An 18,905-nucleotide genomic window follows, 5' to 3' on the forward strand; every position below is an offset into this window, starting at 1 on the left:
CATCTTATTTTTAATGAGATTTAAACCATCCACTCACCCCAATAGTCTGATATACCCCATTTTCATCAAAGTCGAAATGAATATACATACAGTATTCCGAGTTTTCAGTAAAACATGTTCCAATGGTGTAATACATAAATTTATTCAACCTTACCTGATGGGATTCTCCAAAAAAATGTTTTATTTCTTCTTTGTTTTTACCCTCTAAACATTTATTCTCTGGTAACATATCTGAACAGAATTTTTCTGTCTCTTCTTGGATCAATATCACCAAGCCATTCGTATCAAACTGCCAATAATTTTCAACAAAAGCTTCCAATTTCTTATCACAATCTCCTACAGAATTCTGAGCTGCTAAATCAATATGGGATAAAGCTGCCATATGTACAACCATATAAAAAATAAAACTGCGCATAATAAAATAGCTAATGGGTAATCTTCTCTATTATTTGATATTGATATGCTTCATTTTCAGTTTTTATCTTTAAAAGATACATTCCATTTGATAAATTCGAACAATCAATAGTCAATCCAACTCCTTTAAAACACTCTAATATGCGACCATTCAAATCATACACTTCTATTTCTTCGACACTCTGATTTCGAGAAAATATTATTCCTGATGTAGGATTAGGATATAAAACTTCCTCATCATTTAAGTCTAAAGTTTTTACTGATAAAGGAAATTGAGATTTGGTCATTGTTATACCTTCTGTAATAACCCCATTAATGTATAACCATATGAGATATTTTGCGGGAGGTAATGTATCAAGATTTACCTTAACATCATGAACACCCGCTGATAATAATGAATCTTCAAATAGAACCACTTGCGAAGAACCATTTATTTTAAATGCCTTGAGCGAAACCGTATCCGTAGAATATAGTTCAAAACTTATATTAATCGTATCATAAAATGGATTAGGATAACCTCCCATAATATTTGTATTCTGACCAATAACACCTATACACGATATAGCAAATAGTAGTGTGAGTCTTATTTCTTTAATATAAATTTTCATATTCACGATTCTTAATTTGACTTACTCCATCCACGAATTCCATTTGTCTTATAGATTCCATTTTCATCAAAGTCAAAATAGAAATAAACACAATTTATTGAATCAACAGAATGGCATGTCGGATTGATATAATACCAAAATTTATTATCACTAACTTTATTAGGAGTTCCGAAAAGCTTTTTTACTTCTTTCTTATTTTTCCCTGATAAACAATCTTTTTCAAACATATTTCCCATAAAAAAACTCATATTAAAACTATCTGCTTTAACAACCTTATATTCCTCATTATATTCCCAATGTTCTTCAACCAATATTCTTAAAACATCATCACATTTATTTTTAGTAATACTATTTTTTTGAATGGCGCAAGAAACAAACAATATCCAAACTAATAGTCCTACATTTTTTATCCTATTAAATACCATCTACTGTTTAATTAACTTAAAGGAATGTCTTTCTCCATATATTGTTAAAACACCCATAAAAATACCACTATGTTTAATTTGATTCAATAATATTTCATTTTTCCCGGTGGTTAATCTGATATTGTTTTGATTTTCTATGAGCTTTCCGGTAGCATCAAATATTTGCAAATTCGCTTCAGTCTCATTCGGAACTAAAACTTCCAATATTGGCTGTGTAATAAAAGGATTGGGAATCACTCGTAAATTTACTGAAGAAACACCTACGCTAAAACGTTGATCCGACATTGGAACACTACAAAATGACTTGGGCAAAGGAAACATAGGATAATCATTATCACTGCAATAACTATAATCTACCTGCTGACTCTGAGCTATGATATCCGATCCCGCAGATATATTAATCGGTTCAAAAAATATTTTACGCCTCCACCATACAATAGGGTTTTGAAAATCCTGTAATGATCCATACCACATTATATCGTCCTGTTGATTGACATGATTTAATAAATGTGCATGACCGAGTTCATGTAAAGCTACTGCATAAAAATCATATTTTCCGGCTGGTTGATCTATTGTTCCAGTACTATCATAAAACCAACTATTGATGTTTTTAAATGTTATATCAATATCATCAATAAAACTCAACTCTTCACCTCCTGGCCCTGAGCAGATCTCCCACCAGGCAGATGTCTCTGCCAAAACTGTGGATTGTTGGATTTGTCCCATTCGCATCATAGAAACTCTATCTTCAACATCGGGCCAAACCCCAGTTTGTGCATCTATTTGCCATCGTACCTCTGTGGCACAAGTCCAGTCATGAAGCGCTTTCTCAATACATCTTTTAGCATTCACACTTATATTGGGATTTAGTATAAAAGAATATCCCAGATTTTGATGTATCCCATCTTCATCATATACACTATCTACACCTGCCAAATGCACTTTACCCTTTTTATAATTATAAATAAAGTAATTCCTCCAAGAATATTCAATTTGAATCTCATCGAGCGTTTCAAAAATGTCTAACCCTAAATCCTGTTGCACTATAATTTTCCCACTCCCAGGAATTTGCAATTGACTGACAGAAGTTGCGGTAATTGGTACGGTAGAAGGTACTCGCACTTCAATTACCGAATCATTCCAGGTTACAATATCATAATCATCTACTGTAATCAATGTTTGTCCTCCTGTATTTGCATTCCTAAAGGCGACCACACCCTTAGTACTTCCAAAAAAATGCCCGTTAATGGTAATTACATCTCCGACTCCTCCTGCCACAGTTTTAGGATTAAAATCATCAATATTCATTAAACATAAATCAGAATCTTCAGTATCCGTTGCATTTATATAAGAAATTTGTTTAAACGGACCGATTGCAGGTGTATTAGGATTTGATGTATAAAATGTGAAATTTTTCATCGATGAAACATCTGTAAATTCTATATCTGGAAGTTTATTACAATTCTGAACTTCCATTTTTACGTGAACTAATCTTTTAGGGTTAAAATCAATTAAAGCTCGATTTTGAGGGTTATTTGTTATTGACATTCCAATTGCCAACACACTAAATCCGGCATCATAAATACTTGGATCATTATAATCTGTTATTGAAGCTAACACTTCTCCTCTTTGTACTGTTATCTTATTTCTTGACACAATAGAATCTCCAAAAGCTAAAAAGTTATAATATAACTTAATATGTGCATTATCGAGATAGACTGGATTATTTGCCGAAGCGGAAATAAATATGTCAAATTCAAACGTGGCCGTTCCATTTTTATGTGTTGTTCGCGCATTTTCGAATGTATACACAATAGTTCCATTATCGGCAATTACATTGGCTGCTTTTTGATTGGAAATTTGCAAAAAATCATTGTAACGCTGTTCCTGAAGAACTCCATTTGGGAAAACACCTAAACAATCAGCTACATAATTAGGGTCTATAATCTCATATAGAGATTCAATACACTCAAAATTTATGTCTCCAATAGAAGTCGATATATAATGTTTAGAATAATCGTAATCAAAATACAGTCCATCTTCTAATTGAAATTGAAAAGCAGATGACACCGATGAATTGGGATCGGTTTCATAGACAACAGGTTTACATAAAAACATTCCCTTCTGTCCTTTAACAAACTCTGCATTATGTGATATTGACAAAGTTCTTGTTCCTACTGTTCCTCCACGAGTTACAACTTCTACATATTCGCCCTTATTTAACGTGACAATTTCTCCACTTTTCCAAACTTGAAAAACCTGAACTATATTCGAAGTATAAATATAGTTATGCGCTTCATTATAATAAGACTTGGAATAGACGACTTCACCTTCGAATATATAGGAAGCATTTTGAATTCCGTTTAGAATCTGTTGATACACAAATGCACTATCGGTGATGACGGAACTCGCATGCGCAAACATACCGTATAGTAAACCAACAAAGAGGATTATTTTTTTCATGGACTAAATATTTTAAAAGCAAGAATTAAACAAATTAAGTCGAAATATTTCAATTATGAAATATTTATTTCTTTTTAGGTTTTGAAACTTGATTTAGGTTAAACAAATTAATCACGTGAATATCATTTGTAAACACATATCAAAAAAGGTTAATTATACCTATTTCAGTAAAACAGGTATTTTGCTCACTCATAATCTCATAAAATAATATGATGTATTCCTACGTTAGCACTTAAAGAACTAATCGTTCAATAACTCTTCAGTCACTTTTTCTTCAACGGTATCCCTTACATCATCCAGCACCTCATCTATCTTGGAAGGATTGTACCAATCGGATTTTGTGATTAACGGAATGACAGCCTCAGTTATAGACATAATATTGGAATACGCGATAGACTCATTCAAGGTTTTACGTTTTACCAATGTTAAATTGGAATTCACAAAGTCAAACAGATAAAATACAACACTCAAAATCACCACAGTTTTTAGCATAGAAAACACTCCTCCCATGATTTTATTAAGTGGAGCCAGCGCTACCATTTTAACTGCCTGATTCACAATTTTAGCCACCAGATGTACTCCAAAAATAATTCCCATAAAAGTGATGGTAAAAGCAGTAATTGAAATGTACTGCTCATCTATTTCCGTTTTCGTTTTCAACAATTCTGCAACGATATCAGAGAAATAGATCGCACCTACTACACCCAAAATAAGCGCAACGAATGACGCCAGTACAATTACAAAACCTTTAGAAAAGCCTTTATAAAAGGAATAGGCCAGGGCTATTAAAACAAATGCATCTATATAGTTAAAATCCACTTCGAATGTTTTATCCCGCTGGATCCGCACTTGCTGAAGTCACCACTAATTGGGCGATATCTCTATCAAACATGTAGATTCCACTTCCTGATTCGGTACCAATAATTTTTAACTTATCTAAAATTGTACGTGCCAATGCTTCTTCTTCCAGCTGTTCTGCTACATACCATTGTAAGAAATTATGTGTAGTGTAGTCTTTTTCTTGCAAAGTCAAATAAACCAATCCATTAATTTCATTGGTCACTTTCATTTCATGACTTAAAAGCTCTTCAAAAACTGCTCTTAGGTTCTCAAAATTATGCGGTGGTTTTTCAATCATTGGAATCTCAATAGTCGCTCCTCTTTCGTTCATAAACTTCACCAATTTCAACATATGCTGACGTTCTTCATCGGCATGTTTGTACATAAAATTCGCAACTCCCTCAAAACCTTGTTGTTCAGCCCACACAGCCATTGACAAATAAACATTTGACGAAAAACCTTCTAATCTCACCTGCTCATTTAAGGCCGCTTCTACTTTCTTTGAAAACATAATTCTAATTTTTCCCAAAGGTAAAATAACCTTTTATTAATGCTATTCTAATCATCATTAAAAACGCTATTCAACAATATAAGTTTACATTTGCAGTACAAAATCAAGTCTGCGAGATTTCAATCTGAAGATGAACTACTCATCCATCGCAGTTATTTAACCACCCAAAACAATTTCATGGGAAGAAAAAAGAAAGGAAAGATTCATTCCAAAAAAGGGAAGAATCTAAAGAAGATAAAGAATCAAATTTTAGATGTTTTTATTGAAAACCCCAATAAAATACTCAACCACAAACAAATTTCAGCGCGATTAGGTTTTACCAGTTCCAGCGATAGAAATATCGTGATTAAAGCTCTTGGTGGCCTAAAAGCTGCACGTAAATTACAGGAGACTTCTCCTGGAAAATTTGCTATGATTTCGGTTCCTAAGTTTATAGAAGGAAATATTGAATTGAAACGAAATGGAGTTGCATATGTCATCTCAGACCAAATGGAAGATGATGTATTTATTGCACCAAAATTCGTTCATCACGCCCTTGATGGAGATCGTGTAAAAGTAGCGCTATTGTCTAAAAGGCGTGGAAAAAGTCATTCGGGACAGGTCGTTGAAATAATAGAACGTGCACAAACCAACTTTGTCGGTGTAATCGAGATTTCGAAGAATTTCGCATTTTTAATTCCGGATAAAGTGAACATGCCAGTAGATATTTTCATTCCATTGAGCAAACTCAAAGGAGCGAAAAACGGTGAAAAGGTTATTGCAGCCATCACCGAATGGCCTAAAGACGCCTCCAGCCCATTCGGAGAAATTATTGATGTGCTGGGTAAAGTGGGTGAAGCAGATACAGAAGCTTATTCCATTTTAGCACAATATGACTTACCGCATAGATTCCCGGATCATGTGGAACAGGAAGCTTCTAAAATAGCATTGACTATCAATGATGCCGAGCTTAAAAAAAGAAAGGATTATCGTAAAGTAACCACCTTTACCATTGACCCGGTAGATGCAAAAGACTTTGATGATGCACTATCATTCAAAAAGCTCGACAATGGAAATTATGAAGTTGGGGTACATATTGCGGATGTCACACATTATGTAAAAGAAGGGGATATCATTGATCAGGAAGCCATTCAACGCGCAACTTCCGTCTATCTGGTAGATCGTGTAGTTCCGATGTTACCTGAAGTGCTTTCGAATGGTGTCTGTTCCCTGAGACCTAATGAAGACAAACTCACTTTTGCAGCCATATTTGAGATTACTCCTGATGCCAAAATCATAAAAACCTGGTTAGGACGTACCATCATTCATTCTGACCGAAGATTTACTTATGAGGCAGTTCAGGAGATTTTAGAAAGTGGAGATGGTGAATTTGTAGAAGAATTAACAATCTTGAACGATTTAGCTAAAACCACAAGAAAAGCGCGTTTAGATCATGGCTCTATAGCATTCGATAAAGTGGAAGTTCGATTTAGATTGGATGAGAACAAAAATCCGGCTGGTGTATTCTTTAAAGTTCAAAAAGATGCACACAAACTGATTGAAGAATTTATGTTGCTTGCGAATAAAGCGGTGGCAGAAAGAATTGCAATTCCTAAAAAAGGAGAATCGGCTAAAACATTTGTGTATAGAATTCATGATAAACCTAATCCAGAAAAGCTTGTCGCATTTTCAGAGTTCATTCGCACATTTGGTTATAAGTTCAATGCAAATACCGAAAATATTGCACATTCTATGAATAAACTCTTAATGGAAATTCAAGGTGAGCGTGAAGAAAATATGATTGAGCAACTCGCTATTCGTACGATGGCCAAAGCCGTATATAGCACACAAAATATTGGGCACTATGGTTTAGGATTTAAAAACTATACACACTTTACTTCACCTATTCGTAGATATCCGGATATGATGGTTCACAGACTCCTTCAAAGGTATTTGGATCATAAACCATCCGCGGATGAAAACACATATGAAAATTGGTGTAAGCATAGTTCGAATCAGGAACGAAAAGCAGCTGAAGCAGAAAGGGAATCCATTAAATACTTCCAGGTATTGTTCATGGAAAATGAGGTTGGTAAATCCTTTAGAGGCGTGATCTCCGGAGTCACAGAATGGGGCATTTATGTAGAGATCATTGAAAACAAATGCGAGGGTATGGTTCGTTTAAGAGAAATCAGTGGAGACTATTTCACATTTGATGATACGCAACATAGAATTGTAGGACATAATACAGGTAAAATCTACCAACTTGGTGATGAAGTAGACATCACCGTAAAAGAGGCCGATTTAGCTAATAGAAGACTGGACTTTGTCTTGAATTAAATATGTGATGTAAGTCGGAAATAAAATTTTCGACTTACTGATTCTTTAAATGTTGGAGTAATCGGGTAATCTCATTGAACCACTTATCATCGGTCATGTATGCCCCTTTTTGGATCCACTCAAACATCTCCTGTTCACGAATATTCTGGTACTTTTTAGATGCGGTAAATACCTCTACCTCATCTCGCGTTAAACCTTCCTGAACTGATTCCTGGAATTTATTTGTATTTAGATTGATCTCAGAATTCGGTTTCACGCGAATTCCCTGTACCCAGGCTTCGTCATCTCTAAATTCTATGGTTTTAAATTCTTTAGCACTTACATGTTCCAGATATTTACACTTTGATAAAGCCTGGTCATAAACCAAATCACTATAAATATCAATGATTTCTTCGGCTTTATCCAGCTCATCCGCTTTCATCTTTTGCCACAAATCCGCATCAATTCCCTGAGAAGCTAAAAAACGAATAAAATCATCTTTCAAATTCTCTAATTCCGTATTACTTAATCTTTGATATTTCACCTATTACTGATTTAGTTTCTCTAATATTTTTCGAGCTTCATCTACATGTTGTTCCGCATTACTCATAGAGTTAAATGTATATTGAACAACTCCTTCCTGATCTATCACAAATGTTACTCTACCCGGGATCAATCCCATAAATTCACCACCAACTCCAAATAACTCCTGAACTTTACTTTCTTCATCAGACAACAATGTAAATGGGAGATTATATTTTTCTTTAAATTCCTGATGTGACTCTGGCGAATCCCCACTAATTCCTATGACCAAAGCATTCAAATCTGTAAAAACCTCAAAGTCATCTCTAAATTTACAGGCTTCTTTAGTACAGCCAGGAGTGTCATCCTTTGGGTAGAAATAAACAACCAGATTCTTTTCGCCAACCACATCTTCCATTCGGTACAATTCACCATTCTGATCCATCAACTCAAACAATGGCATTTTATCACCAGGCTTTAGCGTCTCTGGTTCACTCGAAGAGCTACAACCCACACCGACAAAAACTAAAACAAGCAATAAAACGATTGGCAAATACCCTCTCATATACCGAAAAATTTCAGCAAAAGTAGCGCAAAACCTAAAGATAGCTGTCACACTTTTTTAAATGCTCAGCAGATGAGTTTATAGCCGCATCCCCGGATGTTGATGATTTGAATATCGGGATCCATTTTGAGTTTTTTGCGAAGTTTTGTAATAAACACATCCATACTTCGGGCATTAAAAAAATCATCTGTTCCCCAAAGTTTGAGCAACGTTTCACTCCGGTCTAATACCTGATTTCGTTTTTCACTTAAATGAAACAACAACATGGTTTCTTTATGGGTTAATGTTTGCTTTTGGTCCTTAAAACTTAATACCTGTGTTGTTTTATTAAATGAATACTTACCTATCTGAATCTGCTCTTCTTCTTTGTGAATTTGAACTCTGGACAATAGTGATTGCATTCGTACAATGAGTTCTTCCATACTAAAAGGCTTCTTGATGTAATCATTTCCCCCATGTGAAAAACCTTCCAGCACATCTTTCGTTTGGGATTTAGAAGTTAAAAAAATGATTGGAGTTCGATGATCTGTTACTCTGATCTTCTTTGCCAAAGTATACCCATCCATGATAGGCATCATTACATCCAATACCAGAATATCCGGATCATTCTCCAAATAAACATCATACGCTTCTCTTCCATTAGGAGCATACAATACCTTAAAATCTCTGGTTTCCAGATTTTCTTTAATCAAAAAACCTAAAGATTCCTCGTCCTCTACTAACAATACTGTTGGCTTACTCATGGCAATATAATGGTGAAAATTGTTTGCTCAGATGAAGAGTTCAATTGCAATTCACCCAGATGTTTTTCAATAATTTTTTTGCAGTAATACAAACCAATCCCAAATCCTTTAACATCATGGATATTTCCCTTCTGAACCCGGTAAAATTTATCAAATACTAACTTCTGATCTTCTGGTGATATGCCAGAACCATTATCCTTCACCTGAATAATCACTTTTTCGTTTTCGCAATTCACCTCTATCGCAATACGATCTCCTCCATATTTGATCGCATTATCAATGAGATTATTCATCACATTTTCAAAGTGAAACGGATCTACACGCACTTCATTTTTTGTGTCTTTTATATGAAATGTAATACTTTTCTCACTGGTGGTAAACTGATGCTTAGAGACCAAAGGTTCGAGTAAATCTTTTAAAACAATCTTTTCTATTTTGATGGTTAATTGATCCGTATCCAGCGTAGCGGTTTCCAACAACTTCTCTACCATAGTATACAATTTACTCAACTGTAGTTTAGAAATCTCAATGTACCTTTTATTCTTAACGGGGTCATTTGTTTCATTAAACGATTCCATACCCTGAAGCGCTGTGGAAATAGTGGTAATAGGTGTTTTAAACTCATGAGTAATATTACTAATCAAATCATTTTTGATCTCTGCCAGATGCTTTTGTTGACTAATAATTCGCAACAAAATAAATAATGACCCGATGATCGCAATAGATAAGAACAATGACAATAAAATGCCTAATCCACTTTTTTGAAGTAATATCTTACTGGAATTCGTAAATCGAATTTCTATTTCTTCATCATTCGGCAATAATGGTGATGATGCTTTAACCGATAAATAATCTGCAGACATCTGATCTAGTCCATATGTAGACAACACCCTACTATTTGAAGGAACGGTTGATTTCAATACAATCCCAAAAGGGAAATCCCAGTTTTGTGCAGTAAAATCTTCATGGATCAACTTATGTAAAACGCCCAGATCAATGGAATCTTCCTGGATTGAAATCATAATTTTTGATGCCAATTGACGAATATGTCTTTCTTGAAATGAATCAGATTTTAAGATTAAAACCTCTTTCTTGTACATGGTATCATGATTCATCAACTGTAATTCTTCACTCAAAATCCGAGAAGTCACCGTGTCCAATTCCGAAGCCTCAACAATCTGTCTGATTTGTGTTCTCCCGGAATGAAAGGAAGTATCGGTGATGTCAAAATCAAAATTTCGGGGATTTACCTGTTGCGCATAGTAGCTTTCTATAGCTTTATCTAACCGATTATGTACCTGATCTAAAAGTTCAATTTTATTGGCATTATAATGCACAACATTCCAATATGCCTGAATACTAATCGTGATCAGAATGGTCACCGAAAGCAACCCTATTATAGTTCTATTGGACAGTTTCACAATTCAAATGTGGTCTTTATTTCACAATGGAACAAGGCATTAACAGTCGTTAACACTACTTAACCAAAAGCCGAAAACGACATCAACACTTTTGTAAAAACAAAATGGACGACTATGAAATTACAAAAACTAAACATTGGAATTCTAACCACTTTTCTAGCCTTAAACTTTCTTTCATCGGCTCAGGAAATTAAAGGCAAGGCCTTTTACAAATCTCAACAGAACATGGACATCTCATTGGATAGTACAATGGCTCCGGAAGAAGTGGCAATGATTCAAAAGATGATGCAGGAACAAATGAGAAACGATTACGTACTCACCTTCGACCACACTCAGTCTTTTTTCAAACAGAAAGAAAAACTGGACAATTCCAATCCCAACGCTTCTATTCAAATTATGGTAGTAACACCAGGAGGAAACGAACTGTATAAAAACATCAAAGAAAACAACTTCACCAGCGAACGCGAATTATTTGGCAAACTATTCCTGGTTCAGGATACCTTACCTCAAATTGACTGGAAACTTACGGGAGAGACCAAGCAAATTGGACAGTATACGTGTTATAAAGCAACTTATACCAGAATGTCGAGAGGTGGGTTCAAGATGGATTCAGAAAATGGAGAGTCTTTGATTCAACCAAAAGAGATTGTAACCACAGCATGGTATACTCCACAAATTCCTATTTCTGACGGGCCGGAAATGTATTATGGATTACCTGGACTAATTTTAGAAGTAATAGATGGAGATCGGGTCTTAATCTGTACCAAAATCATATTAAACCCTGAAGAAGAATTGAGTATCCCTCAACCTAAAAAAGGGAAAAAAGTTACCTCTGCGGAATACGAAAAACTGATGGAGGAGAAACTACTGGAAATGCGAGAAATGAATAGAGGCGGTCAGAAAAAAGGACAGGGAGAATATCGCGAAATCACCATAGAAAGATAGTCGTTACAACACCATGAAAAAAGCCGTTACCATATTCGCATTTTTACTATTCTGTACTTCCGGGTTTTCACAATCTGTAACTATTTTCGGTACAGTAACCGATACTCTGGGTAAAGCCATGGAGCAAGCGAGTGTAATGGCTTTTAATCAAACGGATAGTACTGTAGCTGCATTTGGGTTTACAAATCGAAATGGTAGGTTCGCACTAAAAGTCGACAACACAAAATCCTATTTCATCAGATGTAGCTATCTGGGTTTTGAAACTTATGAAAGCGCAATACAGCTCCAAAACGATTCCACACTTCTCTCTATTACTCTTCACGAATCACCTCAAAGTTTAAAAGGGTTTGAGGTGGTGGAAGAATTTCCGGTAACCATTTCCGGAGATACAATTATTTACAATACCGATGCTTTTACCAATGGTCAGGAACGTAAACTGGGAGATGTTCTAAACAAACTTCCCGGGTTTGAAGTGAACAAAAATGGTTCGGTGACGGTACAGGGCAAAAAAGTAGACAAGATACTGGTAGATGGAAAAGAGTTCTTTGATGGGGATAGTAAAATGGCGGTTCAAAACATCCCGGCTGATGTGATTGACAAAATAGACCTGTTAACCAACTACAGTGAAATAGAGCAAATGAAAGGTCTAGGTTCTGATGAAAACCTCGCGTTAAATATTGAACTTAAGGATGGAAAAAAGAATCTATGGTTTGGTGATATAGAAGTGGGTGGTGGAGCGCCCAATAAATATCTGATACACCCCAATATCTTTCATTATACTCCCAAGTCTAATATCAACTTTATTGGTGACGTCAACAATATTGGAGAACAACCTTTTACCATGGAAGACTATTTTAAATTCAGCGGAGGTTTCTCCGGACTCTCTGATAATGGCTCGTCCGTCCAACTAAACTCTGACGCATTGGGGTTAGCTTCTTTGCAAAACAATATGGCTCAAAATTCTATTTCTAATCTGGGTGCTTTAAATCTAAATTATCACCCCAATAAAAAATGGAAGTTTTCGGTATTTGGCATCCTAAACGGATTAAATAACACTATACAAACCAACAATTTGCGCACCTATATCCGTTCTTCTTCAGAACAAAACGAAATAAACGAATCCGTTATTAACCAAAAATTAAAATCAACCCTTTTACGAGGAAAAGTAGATTATAAACCGAATCCAACATTACAGATGCGGTACAATGTCTTTTTAAAAGATGGAAACATTACTGATAATGATGACCGTAGCTATACATTTGGAACAGTACCTAACACCATTAATGAGATCAATACCAGAAAGCCCTTTACAATCGATCAGAAATTTGATCTCTACAAAAATTTTGGAACCAGGAATATTATCTCAGCCAAGACCAACTGGGTCTTTAAAAAACAAAAATCCGATTACTTTCTTCAATCTGATTCCAAACCATTTGACGGAATTCTCCCTCTTACCCATCAAATGAACCACAACATCTTTCAAGAGAAAGAAATCATTACCAATGAACTCAAAGGAAATCTGGATTATTACTACATCATCAACCCCAGAAATCATTTAAACATCAGCTTAAACATTCATAAACTGAATCAGAGTTTCACTTCAGATATTCAAGAATTAGATAATGGAGATTTCATCTCTATCAATGAAGCGTTTGAAAATAACGCTACTTACGAATTTAAAGATCAAACTATAGCGCTGCATTATCGATCCAAAATTGGCAAACTCTCGGTAAGGCCAGGAGTCAATCTGCATATTTACCAAACGAACATCAATCAACACAAAAACGAAGTAAATCAAAATCAAACCCTGTTCCTCCCGGACCTTTATATGAAATACGCATTTCGTAAGACAAAAAGCATCTCCTTTAACTATGGCATGAAAACCGAATTTAGTGATATTTCTAACCTATCAACTGGTATTATCATTAGAAATTACAATAGTCTATTTAGAGGAAATAGTTTATTACAAAATCTATGGTATCAAGACTTCAGTTTGAACTATTCTAATTTCAATATGTTCAATCATATCAATACCTATGTCATATTCAACTATCAAAAAAGATATCGTGATATTAATGAGTCGGTCGCGTATCAGGATATCAATAGAATTTCTATTCCAACTAACGGACTCTTAGCCAATGAACGATTGATACTCATAGGTTCGTTAGAAAAGAAATTCCCTAAATGGAACTATCGACTAAAAGCTGATCTTAACTATTTTGAATTTCAAAATACCGTAGAACAAATAGAAAATCAAAACACCAACTTCATCCAATCTTATCAGGCATTGGTAAAATCAAATTTTATAAAATCTCCTAATTTTTCCATTGGGGCAAAAAGTATTTGGGCCAATTATTGGAGTTCAGAATCACACCAACTATTTATTACTACCGAACCTTTTATCAATATGGAAATCGTTTTACCAAAAGGCCTTATCCTACTGGCAGAATACACTTATACGGATTATCGGGGTTCAAACAATAAAACGAATAGTCAATATGACTTTTTAGATGCGACTCTATATTACCGAAAACCCGGAAGTCCCTGGGAATTTAAATTGACCAGCAAAAACATACTGAATACCCAATATATCAGGAGGGATCAATTTAGCGATAACATCATCAGTACATACCAATATTACGTGCAACCCAGATACGTTCTTCTAAGTGCTAAATATGATTTATAACAGACCTAATACAAAAAATCGTGATACGGAAATCTAGACGCATGAATACTCTTGGCCATTTGATAAAGATCTTCCCTCAACTCCTGAATATTCTCTTTTTTAGCCGCAGAAATAAACACACAATGATCTTCTAACTTGCTCATCCAACTCTTTTGCAAATCCACCAGAGATACATGGTGTTCAGCATCACCGGTATAATCGAACTCTCCTTCTCCCACAAAACTGTATGCATCAATTTTATTGAACACTACAATGGTCGGTTTATCTTTACTCTCAATCTCAGCCAAAATATTGTTGACCGTATTGTAATGATCTTCAAAATTTGGATGAGAAATATCCACCACATGTAACAAGATATCCGCTTCACGCACCTCATCCAACGTAGACTTAAAGGACTCTACTAATTGTGTTGGCAGTTTACGAATAAACCCTACCGTATCGGTTAATAACGTTGGTAAATTATGAATCACTACTTTCCTAACCGTAGTATCTAATGTGGCGAAAAGTTTATTCTCAGCAAACACCTCAGATTTGCTCAGGATATTCATCAAAGTAGATTTTCCCACATTAGTATATCCTACCAAAGCAATTCGCACCAGTTTACCTCTATTTTGTCTTTGGGTAAACATCTGCTTATCGATGGTTTTCAGCTTATTTTCCAGTACGGATATTTTCTTACGGATAGCCCTTCTATCGGTCTCAATTTCTTTTTCACCTGCTCCACCACGAGTAGAAGTGCCTCCTCTCTGACGTTCCAGGTGAGTCCACAAACGTGTCAGTCTTGGCAATAAATATTTAGAACGTGCCAGCTCCACTTGCGTTTTCGCCTGAGCAGTCTGCGCTCTAAACTGGAATATATCCAGAATAAGTAAGCTTCGGTCGTAAATTTTAATCTTTAATTCACGCTCTACATTACGCATCTGCGATGGTGTCAGATCATCATCAAAGATGACCACATCAATATCATTTTCCTTGATATAAGTTTGGATCTCTTCTAGCTTCCCTTTCCCTACAAAAGTTTTAAGATCTGCTTTAGATAGGGCTTGTGTGAATTTTTTAACCGTATCAATACGCATGGTATTGGCTAAAAAATCCAATTCATCCAAATATTCAGCTACTTTCTCAGCATTCTGAGCAGGTGTAACTAACCCAATTAAAATTGCTCTTTCGCGTACTGGCGCGGTGTCAAACATTTTACCCATTCAAATGACTCCAAGGAATTCTAATTAAGAATAGAACAAGAGCTATAGAGAAGAAAATAATCGCTGTTTTAAACTTATCTGCAGATTCAGTTTTTTTCTTCAACTTGATACGTCCAATGGTGATTAGGGTTACTCCAATAATCATGGTTAAAGGATGCTCCACCACCATCATTCTTAAATAAGAATCTTTCATTACGGCTCCCATATTTGCAAAATTGCCACTCATAGGACCCACTGTTAATAATATAATTCCGATCAACAATTGAACGTGTGCTAAAATCATCACAATCAATGTTGTTTTATCTTCCATTACTCCAAATGCATCTCCATTTGACTTTTTAAATGAAAATTTCCCAATAGTAAATACTAGAAATATCAGTATCCCAACCATTACAAAATAATGAGTCGAACGAAGTATTGCGAAAAAAGTATCCATAGCTTTTGATTTAGTTGCAGGCAAATGTAGAAAACCTGATTAGTTAGCGCAGAAAATTTAAGATTAGATTTATTTACGTTTACATAATTAAATCATATCACATTTTAAGTCCGAAAAATTCGCTTTTAGTATCTACCTTTAGTTTCGTACGGTTTTTAATGCTGTTCAATACGTTCTGACCCAAAAGCTTCTTACGCCAACCTTCATCTAACGAAGTGTCAAAATATTCCAAATCCCACTTCATACGTTTAAACTTACTTCGGTCGATCACCAACTCGGGAGCTATCTTGTTCTGACTACAGATAATTTTAATTCCCAGATACAGAATATCCATCACAGCATCTATTCGTGGTTTTACCGGAACATTCCTGGCAATTAAACTCAAAACGCTTTTTTCTTCTTCGGTTTGCTCCTGCGCATATAGCTTTACAAAAGTGTCTCCATCTTTATCAATCACATGAGGAGGAATCAAACGATTATGATACAAATTCTTCTTTCCACCTTTTACGCCTTTCACAATATGATTGATCAGCTTTTTCTGGAGGATTCTTTCCTTTGGCTTATTCTTAGATTCTGCATTTTCAATACGCCATTGATACAAACGCATTAAAAACAACTTTTCCTTGATATTGATTTTAGACAATAAATTATTCGCCAAAAACTCTTTATGCGGTGCAGTAGTATAACTTTCTTCAGCCTGTAATTTGTCAAACTCTTCACATACCCAATCTGACCTTTTCTTAGATTCTAATTTCTTAGTAATCTCTCGCCAAAGCCCTTCCAAATAAATCACATCATTCAGCGCATATTGCAACTGTTTTTTTGATATTGGTCTGGATTCCCAATCCGAAACAGCGGGTCCTTTATCTAATCTTACACGCAGCTCACCCTGCAACAAATTGGCAAATGAAATAGGATAACTGTATCCAATAAAACCTGCTGCAATCTGTGTATCAAAAACATTTCGTGGCAACACTTTATACTTCTGGAATAACAATCTGTAATCGTTTTCACCCGCATGAGTGATTTTTACGATTTCAGGATTTTTAATCATCTCCAGAAAAAGATCAATATCCTCCAATGCAATAGAGTCAATCAGATAATGTCCATGCTCCGTGGCGACCTGAATCAAACATAAAATGGGATAATATGTTTTCTCTCCTATAAACTCTGTGTCAAACCCCATCCATGAAATGCCTTTATTCACTTCATAGAACTCTTTCAAACTTTCAGGTGTATCAATATAAGTGTGTGGTGATGTTTGTGAATAATTCATGCCGCAAGGTACATTTTTTGAAAATTAAAATTTCAACGTAAACCAGATGCTTTAAAACTTGTTGAAATCTCGTTTATTTTAATGAAAAACATAACTTATGTTAACATAATATTTCGCGAGAATTTCCGACCTTTATAAGCAATTAACAACCATTTTAAACTGATATATGGCTAAGAAAAAAAAGCAAAACAAAATCTTTGTACTTGACACCTCGGTAATCCTTTTCGACCATAACTCTATCCATAATTTCGAAGACAATGATGTTGCCATTCCCATCACGGTTTTAGAAGAACTTGACAATTTTAAAAAAGGTAGTGATACCAAAAACTTTGAGGCACGTGAGTTTATTCGAACCTTAGATCGTTTGTCTGAAAGTCATTTATTGCAGGAATGGAACCAATTGAATGGGCCTGAGAAAGGCAGGTTCAAAGTGATCATGGAAGGTCAACAAGGACAAACCGAAGCAGATATCATTTTTGGAGGAAATAAAAACGACCATAAAATTCTAAATGCTGCGGTAAATCTGGCTGAAGAAAATCCTGAGAGTCTGGTCACTATGGTTTCTAAAGACATTAACCTAAGACTAAAAGCGAAAGCGGTGGGCATAAATGCTGCAGATTATGAGACCGGAAAAATTAGCGACTTACAGCATCTGAGCACCGGTAAAAATCATATTCAGGATGTTCCCCAGGATATCATTGATAAACTTTTTAAGGATGGAAAGATTCCTGAAGATCAAATTGACTTTATGGAACTCACCAACAACGAATATTATATTCTTCAAAGTTCTACCAATTCAGTTTTGGCGTATTTCAATCCAATCGAGAAAGTGCTGGAGCGAATTGACAAACATAGTTGTTATGGGGTCACTCCAAGAAATGCGGAACAAACTTTTGCCGTACATGCCATTTTAAATCCGGACGTAAAACTGGTAACGTTACAAGGTGTTGCAGGAACGGGTAAAACTTTACTTTCTCTGGCATCCGCTATTGAAAGCAGAAGACAATTCAAGCAGATTTATCTGGCTAGACCAATCGTGCCTTTGAGTAATAAAGACATCGGATATTTACCGGGTGATATTAAGTCTAAAATCAATCCTTATATGGAGCCGCTTTGGGATAACTTGAAGTTTATCAAAAACCAGTTTAGAGAAACGGATCCAAACTATCATCGAATTGAGGATATGGTTAACAAAGAAAAGATTGTAGTGACTCCACTGGCATACATCCGTGGTAGAAGTTTAAGCAACGTCATCTTTATCGTTGACGAAGCGCAAAACCTCACACCACATGAGATCAAAACGATTATTACACGTGCTGGTGAAAACACGAAGATGATTTTCTCAGGTGATATCTACCAAATCGACACACCGTATTTGGACGAACATTCCAATGGACTTTCTTACCTGGTGGATCGTTTAAAAGGAAACGAAATCTTCGCCCACGTGACGCTTGAAAAAGGAGAACGAAGCGAATTGGCTAATCTGGCTGGTGAATTATTATAAGCATTAAAAAAGGCGCTCTTTGGAGCGCCTTTTTTGATTGATCAAT

At 35.4% G+C, this 18,905-nt stretch carries 17 protein-coding genes; 4 read left to right on the forward strand and 13 right to left on the reverse strand.

Going from position 1 to position 18,905, the window contains the following annotated elements; all coding sequences use genetic code 11:
• Positions 1–10: 10 nt before the first annotated feature.
• From KFE94_07000 to KFE94_07025, 6 genes are all read right to left on the reverse strand, one after another.
• On the reverse strand, positions 11–382 hold the full coding sequence (locus tag KFE94_07000) for a hypothetical protein (GenBank protein ID UTW67853.1): 372 nt from the start codon (positions 380–382) through the stop codon (positions 11–13).
• Positions 383–425: 43 nt separating this feature from the next.
• Positions 426–938 carry a T9SS type A sorting domain-containing protein gene (locus KFE94_07005; protein ID UTW67854.1) on the reverse strand — a complete coding sequence of 171 codons (513 nt, stop codon included), beginning with the start codon at positions 936–938 and terminating at the stop codon, positions 426–428.
• Between the two features lie 95 nt (positions 939–1,033).
• The gene (locus tag KFE94_07010; protein ID UTW67855.1) at positions 1,034–1,447 is read right to left on the reverse strand and encodes a hypothetical protein; all 414 of its coding nucleotides are present in this window, start codon (positions 1,445–1,447) and stop codon (positions 1,034–1,036) included.
• On the reverse strand, positions 1,448–3,910 hold the full coding sequence (locus KFE94_07015; protein ID UTW67856.1) for a T9SS type A sorting domain-containing protein: 2,463 nt from the start codon (positions 3,908–3,910) through the stop codon (positions 1,448–1,450).
• Between the two features lie 240 nt (positions 3,911–4,150).
• Complete coding sequence (locus KFE94_07020; protein UTW67857.1) at positions 4,151–4,729, reverse strand: CvpA family protein; 579 nt, start codon at positions 4,727–4,729, stop codon at positions 4,151–4,153.
• A gap of 10 nt (positions 4,730–4,739) precedes the next feature.
• Entirely contained in the window at positions 4,740–5,261 is a 522-nt protein-coding gene (locus tag KFE94_07025) for a ferritin (protein ID UTW67858.1), read from the reverse strand.
• 177 nt (positions 5,262–5,438) lie between these two features.
• Here KFE94_07025 and rnr point away from each other — a divergent pair, with 177 nt between their 5' ends.
• Positions 5,439–7,580 carry a ribonuclease R gene (gene rnr / locus KFE94_07030; GenBank protein ID UTW67859.1) on the forward strand — a complete coding sequence of 714 codons (2,142 nt, stop codon included), beginning with the start codon at positions 5,439–5,441 and terminating at the stop codon, positions 7,578–7,580.
• Positions 7,581–7,614: 34 nt separating this feature from the next.
• Here the strand turns inward: rnr and KFE94_07035 are convergent, their stop codons facing one another.
• From KFE94_07035 to KFE94_07050, 4 genes are all read right to left on the reverse strand, one after another.
• Complete coding sequence (locus KFE94_07035) at positions 7,615–8,103, reverse strand: hypothetical protein (GenBank protein ID UTW67860.1); 489 nt, start codon at positions 8,101–8,103, stop codon at positions 7,615–7,617.
• A gap of 3 nt (positions 8,104–8,106) precedes the next feature.
• Positions 8,107–8,646, reverse strand: a complete 540-nt coding sequence (locus KFE94_07040; protein UTW67861.1) for a peroxiredoxin — start codon at positions 8,644–8,646, stop codon at positions 8,107–8,109.
• Positions 8,647–8,711: 65 nt separating this feature from the next.
• Positions 8,712–9,389 (reverse strand): response regulator transcription factor, encoded by a 678-nt coding sequence (locus KFE94_07045; protein ID UTW67862.1) that lies wholly within the window; start codon positions 9,387–9,389, stop codon positions 8,712–8,714.
• A complete protein-coding gene (locus KFE94_07050; protein UTW67863.1) occupies positions 9,386–10,810 on the reverse strand; it encodes a HAMP domain-containing histidine kinase in 1,425 nt (474 codons plus the stop codon). The genes KFE94_07045 and KFE94_07050 overlap by 4 nt, the downstream gene beginning before the upstream one ends.
• Before the next feature lie 114 nt (positions 10,811–10,924).
• Between KFE94_07050 and KFE94_07055 the strand changes: the two genes are divergently transcribed.
• Together KFE94_07055 and KFE94_07060 are read left to right on the forward strand one after the other, a co-directional pair.
• Positions 10,925–11,755: a GLPGLI family protein gene (locus tag KFE94_07055; GenBank protein UTW67864.1), complete on the forward strand. Its 831-nt coding sequence runs from the start codon at positions 10,925–10,927 to the stop codon at positions 11,753–11,755.
• Positions 11,756–11,768: 13 nt separating this feature from the next.
• Positions 11,769–14,441, forward strand: a complete 2,673-nt coding sequence (locus KFE94_07060; GenBank protein UTW67865.1) for a TonB-dependent receptor — start codon at positions 11,769–11,771, stop codon at positions 14,439–14,441.
• A gap of 5 nt (positions 14,442–14,446) precedes the next feature.
• On the opposite strand, the gene hflX is transcribed toward KFE94_07060, so the two are convergent.
• The 3 genes from hflX to KFE94_07075 all read right to left on the reverse strand — a co-directional run bounded on the left by hflX (position 14,447) and on the right by KFE94_07075 (position 17,355).
• Complete coding sequence (hflX, locus tag KFE94_07065) at positions 14,447–15,634, reverse strand: GTPase HflX (GenBank protein ID UTW67866.1); 1,188 nt, start codon at positions 15,632–15,634, stop codon at positions 14,447–14,449.
• A 1-nt stretch (position 15,635) separates the two neighbouring features.
• A complete protein-coding gene (locus tag KFE94_07070) occupies positions 15,636–16,079 on the reverse strand; it encodes a hypothetical protein (protein ID UTW67867.1) in 444 nt (147 codons plus the stop codon).
• Between the two features lie 97 nt (positions 16,080–16,176).
• Positions 16,177–17,355: a ribonuclease D gene (locus KFE94_07075; GenBank protein UTW67868.1), complete on the reverse strand. Its 1,179-nt coding sequence runs from the start codon at positions 17,353–17,355 to the stop codon at positions 16,177–16,179.
• 166 nt (positions 17,356–17,521) lie between these two features.
• Between KFE94_07075 and KFE94_07080 the strand changes: the two genes are divergently transcribed.
• Complete coding sequence (locus KFE94_07080) at positions 17,522–18,859, forward strand: PhoH family protein (GenBank protein ID UTW67869.1); 1,338 nt, start codon at positions 17,522–17,524, stop codon at positions 18,857–18,859.
• Positions 18,860–18,905: the final 46 nt, after the last annotated feature.

The sequence above is a fragment of the bacterium SCSIO 12643 genome (assembly GCA_024398135.1).
In the GTDB taxonomy this organism is placed as follows: Bacteria; Bacteroidota; Bacteroidia; order Flavobacteriales_G; family Salibacteraceae; genus CAJXZP01.

Coding starts and splice junctions, on each gene's coding strand:
- hflX (UTW67866.1), bottom strand. CDS start 15,634: ATGTTTGACACCGCGCCAGTACGCGAAAGAGCAATTTTAATTGGGTTA.
- KFE94_07080 (UTW67869.1), top strand. CDS start 17,522: ATGGCTAAGAAAAAAAAGCAAAACAAAATCTTTGTACTTGACACCTCG.
- KFE94_07060 (UTW67865.1), top strand. CDS start 11,769: ATGAAAAAAGCCGTTACCATATTCGCATTTTTACTATTCTGTACTTCC.
- KFE94_07015 (UTW67856.1), bottom strand. CDS start 3,910: ATGAAAAAAATAATCCTCTTTGTTGGTTTACTATACGGTATGTTTGCG.
- rnr (UTW67859.1), top strand. CDS start 5,439: ATGGGAAGAAAAAAGAAAGGAAAGATTCATTCCAAAAAAGGGAAGAAT.
- KFE94_07000 (UTW67853.1), bottom strand. CDS start 382: ATGGCAGCTTTATCCCATATTGATTTAGCAGCTCAGAATTCTGTAGGA.
- KFE94_07070 (UTW67867.1), bottom strand. CDS start 16,079: ATGGATACTTTTTTCGCAATACTTCGTTCGACTCATTATTTTGTAATG.
- KFE94_07010 (UTW67855.1), bottom strand. CDS start 1,447: ATGGTATTTAATAGGATAAAAAATGTAGGACTATTAGTTTGGATATTG.
- KFE94_07075 (UTW67868.1), bottom strand. CDS start 17,355: ATGAATTATTCACAAACATCACCACACACTTATATTGATACACCTGAA.
- KFE94_07025 (UTW67858.1), bottom strand. CDS start 5,261: ATGTTTTCAAAGAAAGTAGAAGCGGCCTTAAATGAGCAGGTGAGATTA.
- KFE94_07040 (UTW67861.1), bottom strand. CDS start 8,646: ATGAGAGGGTATTTGCCAATCGTTTTATTGCTTGTTTTAGTTTTTGTC.
- KFE94_07005 (UTW67854.1), bottom strand. CDS start 938: ATGGGAGGTTATCCTAATCCATTTTATGATACGATTAATATAAGTTTT.
- KFE94_07045 (UTW67862.1), bottom strand. CDS start 9,389: ATGAGTAAGCCAACAGTATTGTTAGTAGAGGACGAGGAATCTTTAGGT.
- KFE94_07055 (UTW67864.1), top strand. CDS start 10,925: ATGAAATTACAAAAACTAAACATTGGAATTCTAACCACTTTTCTAGCC.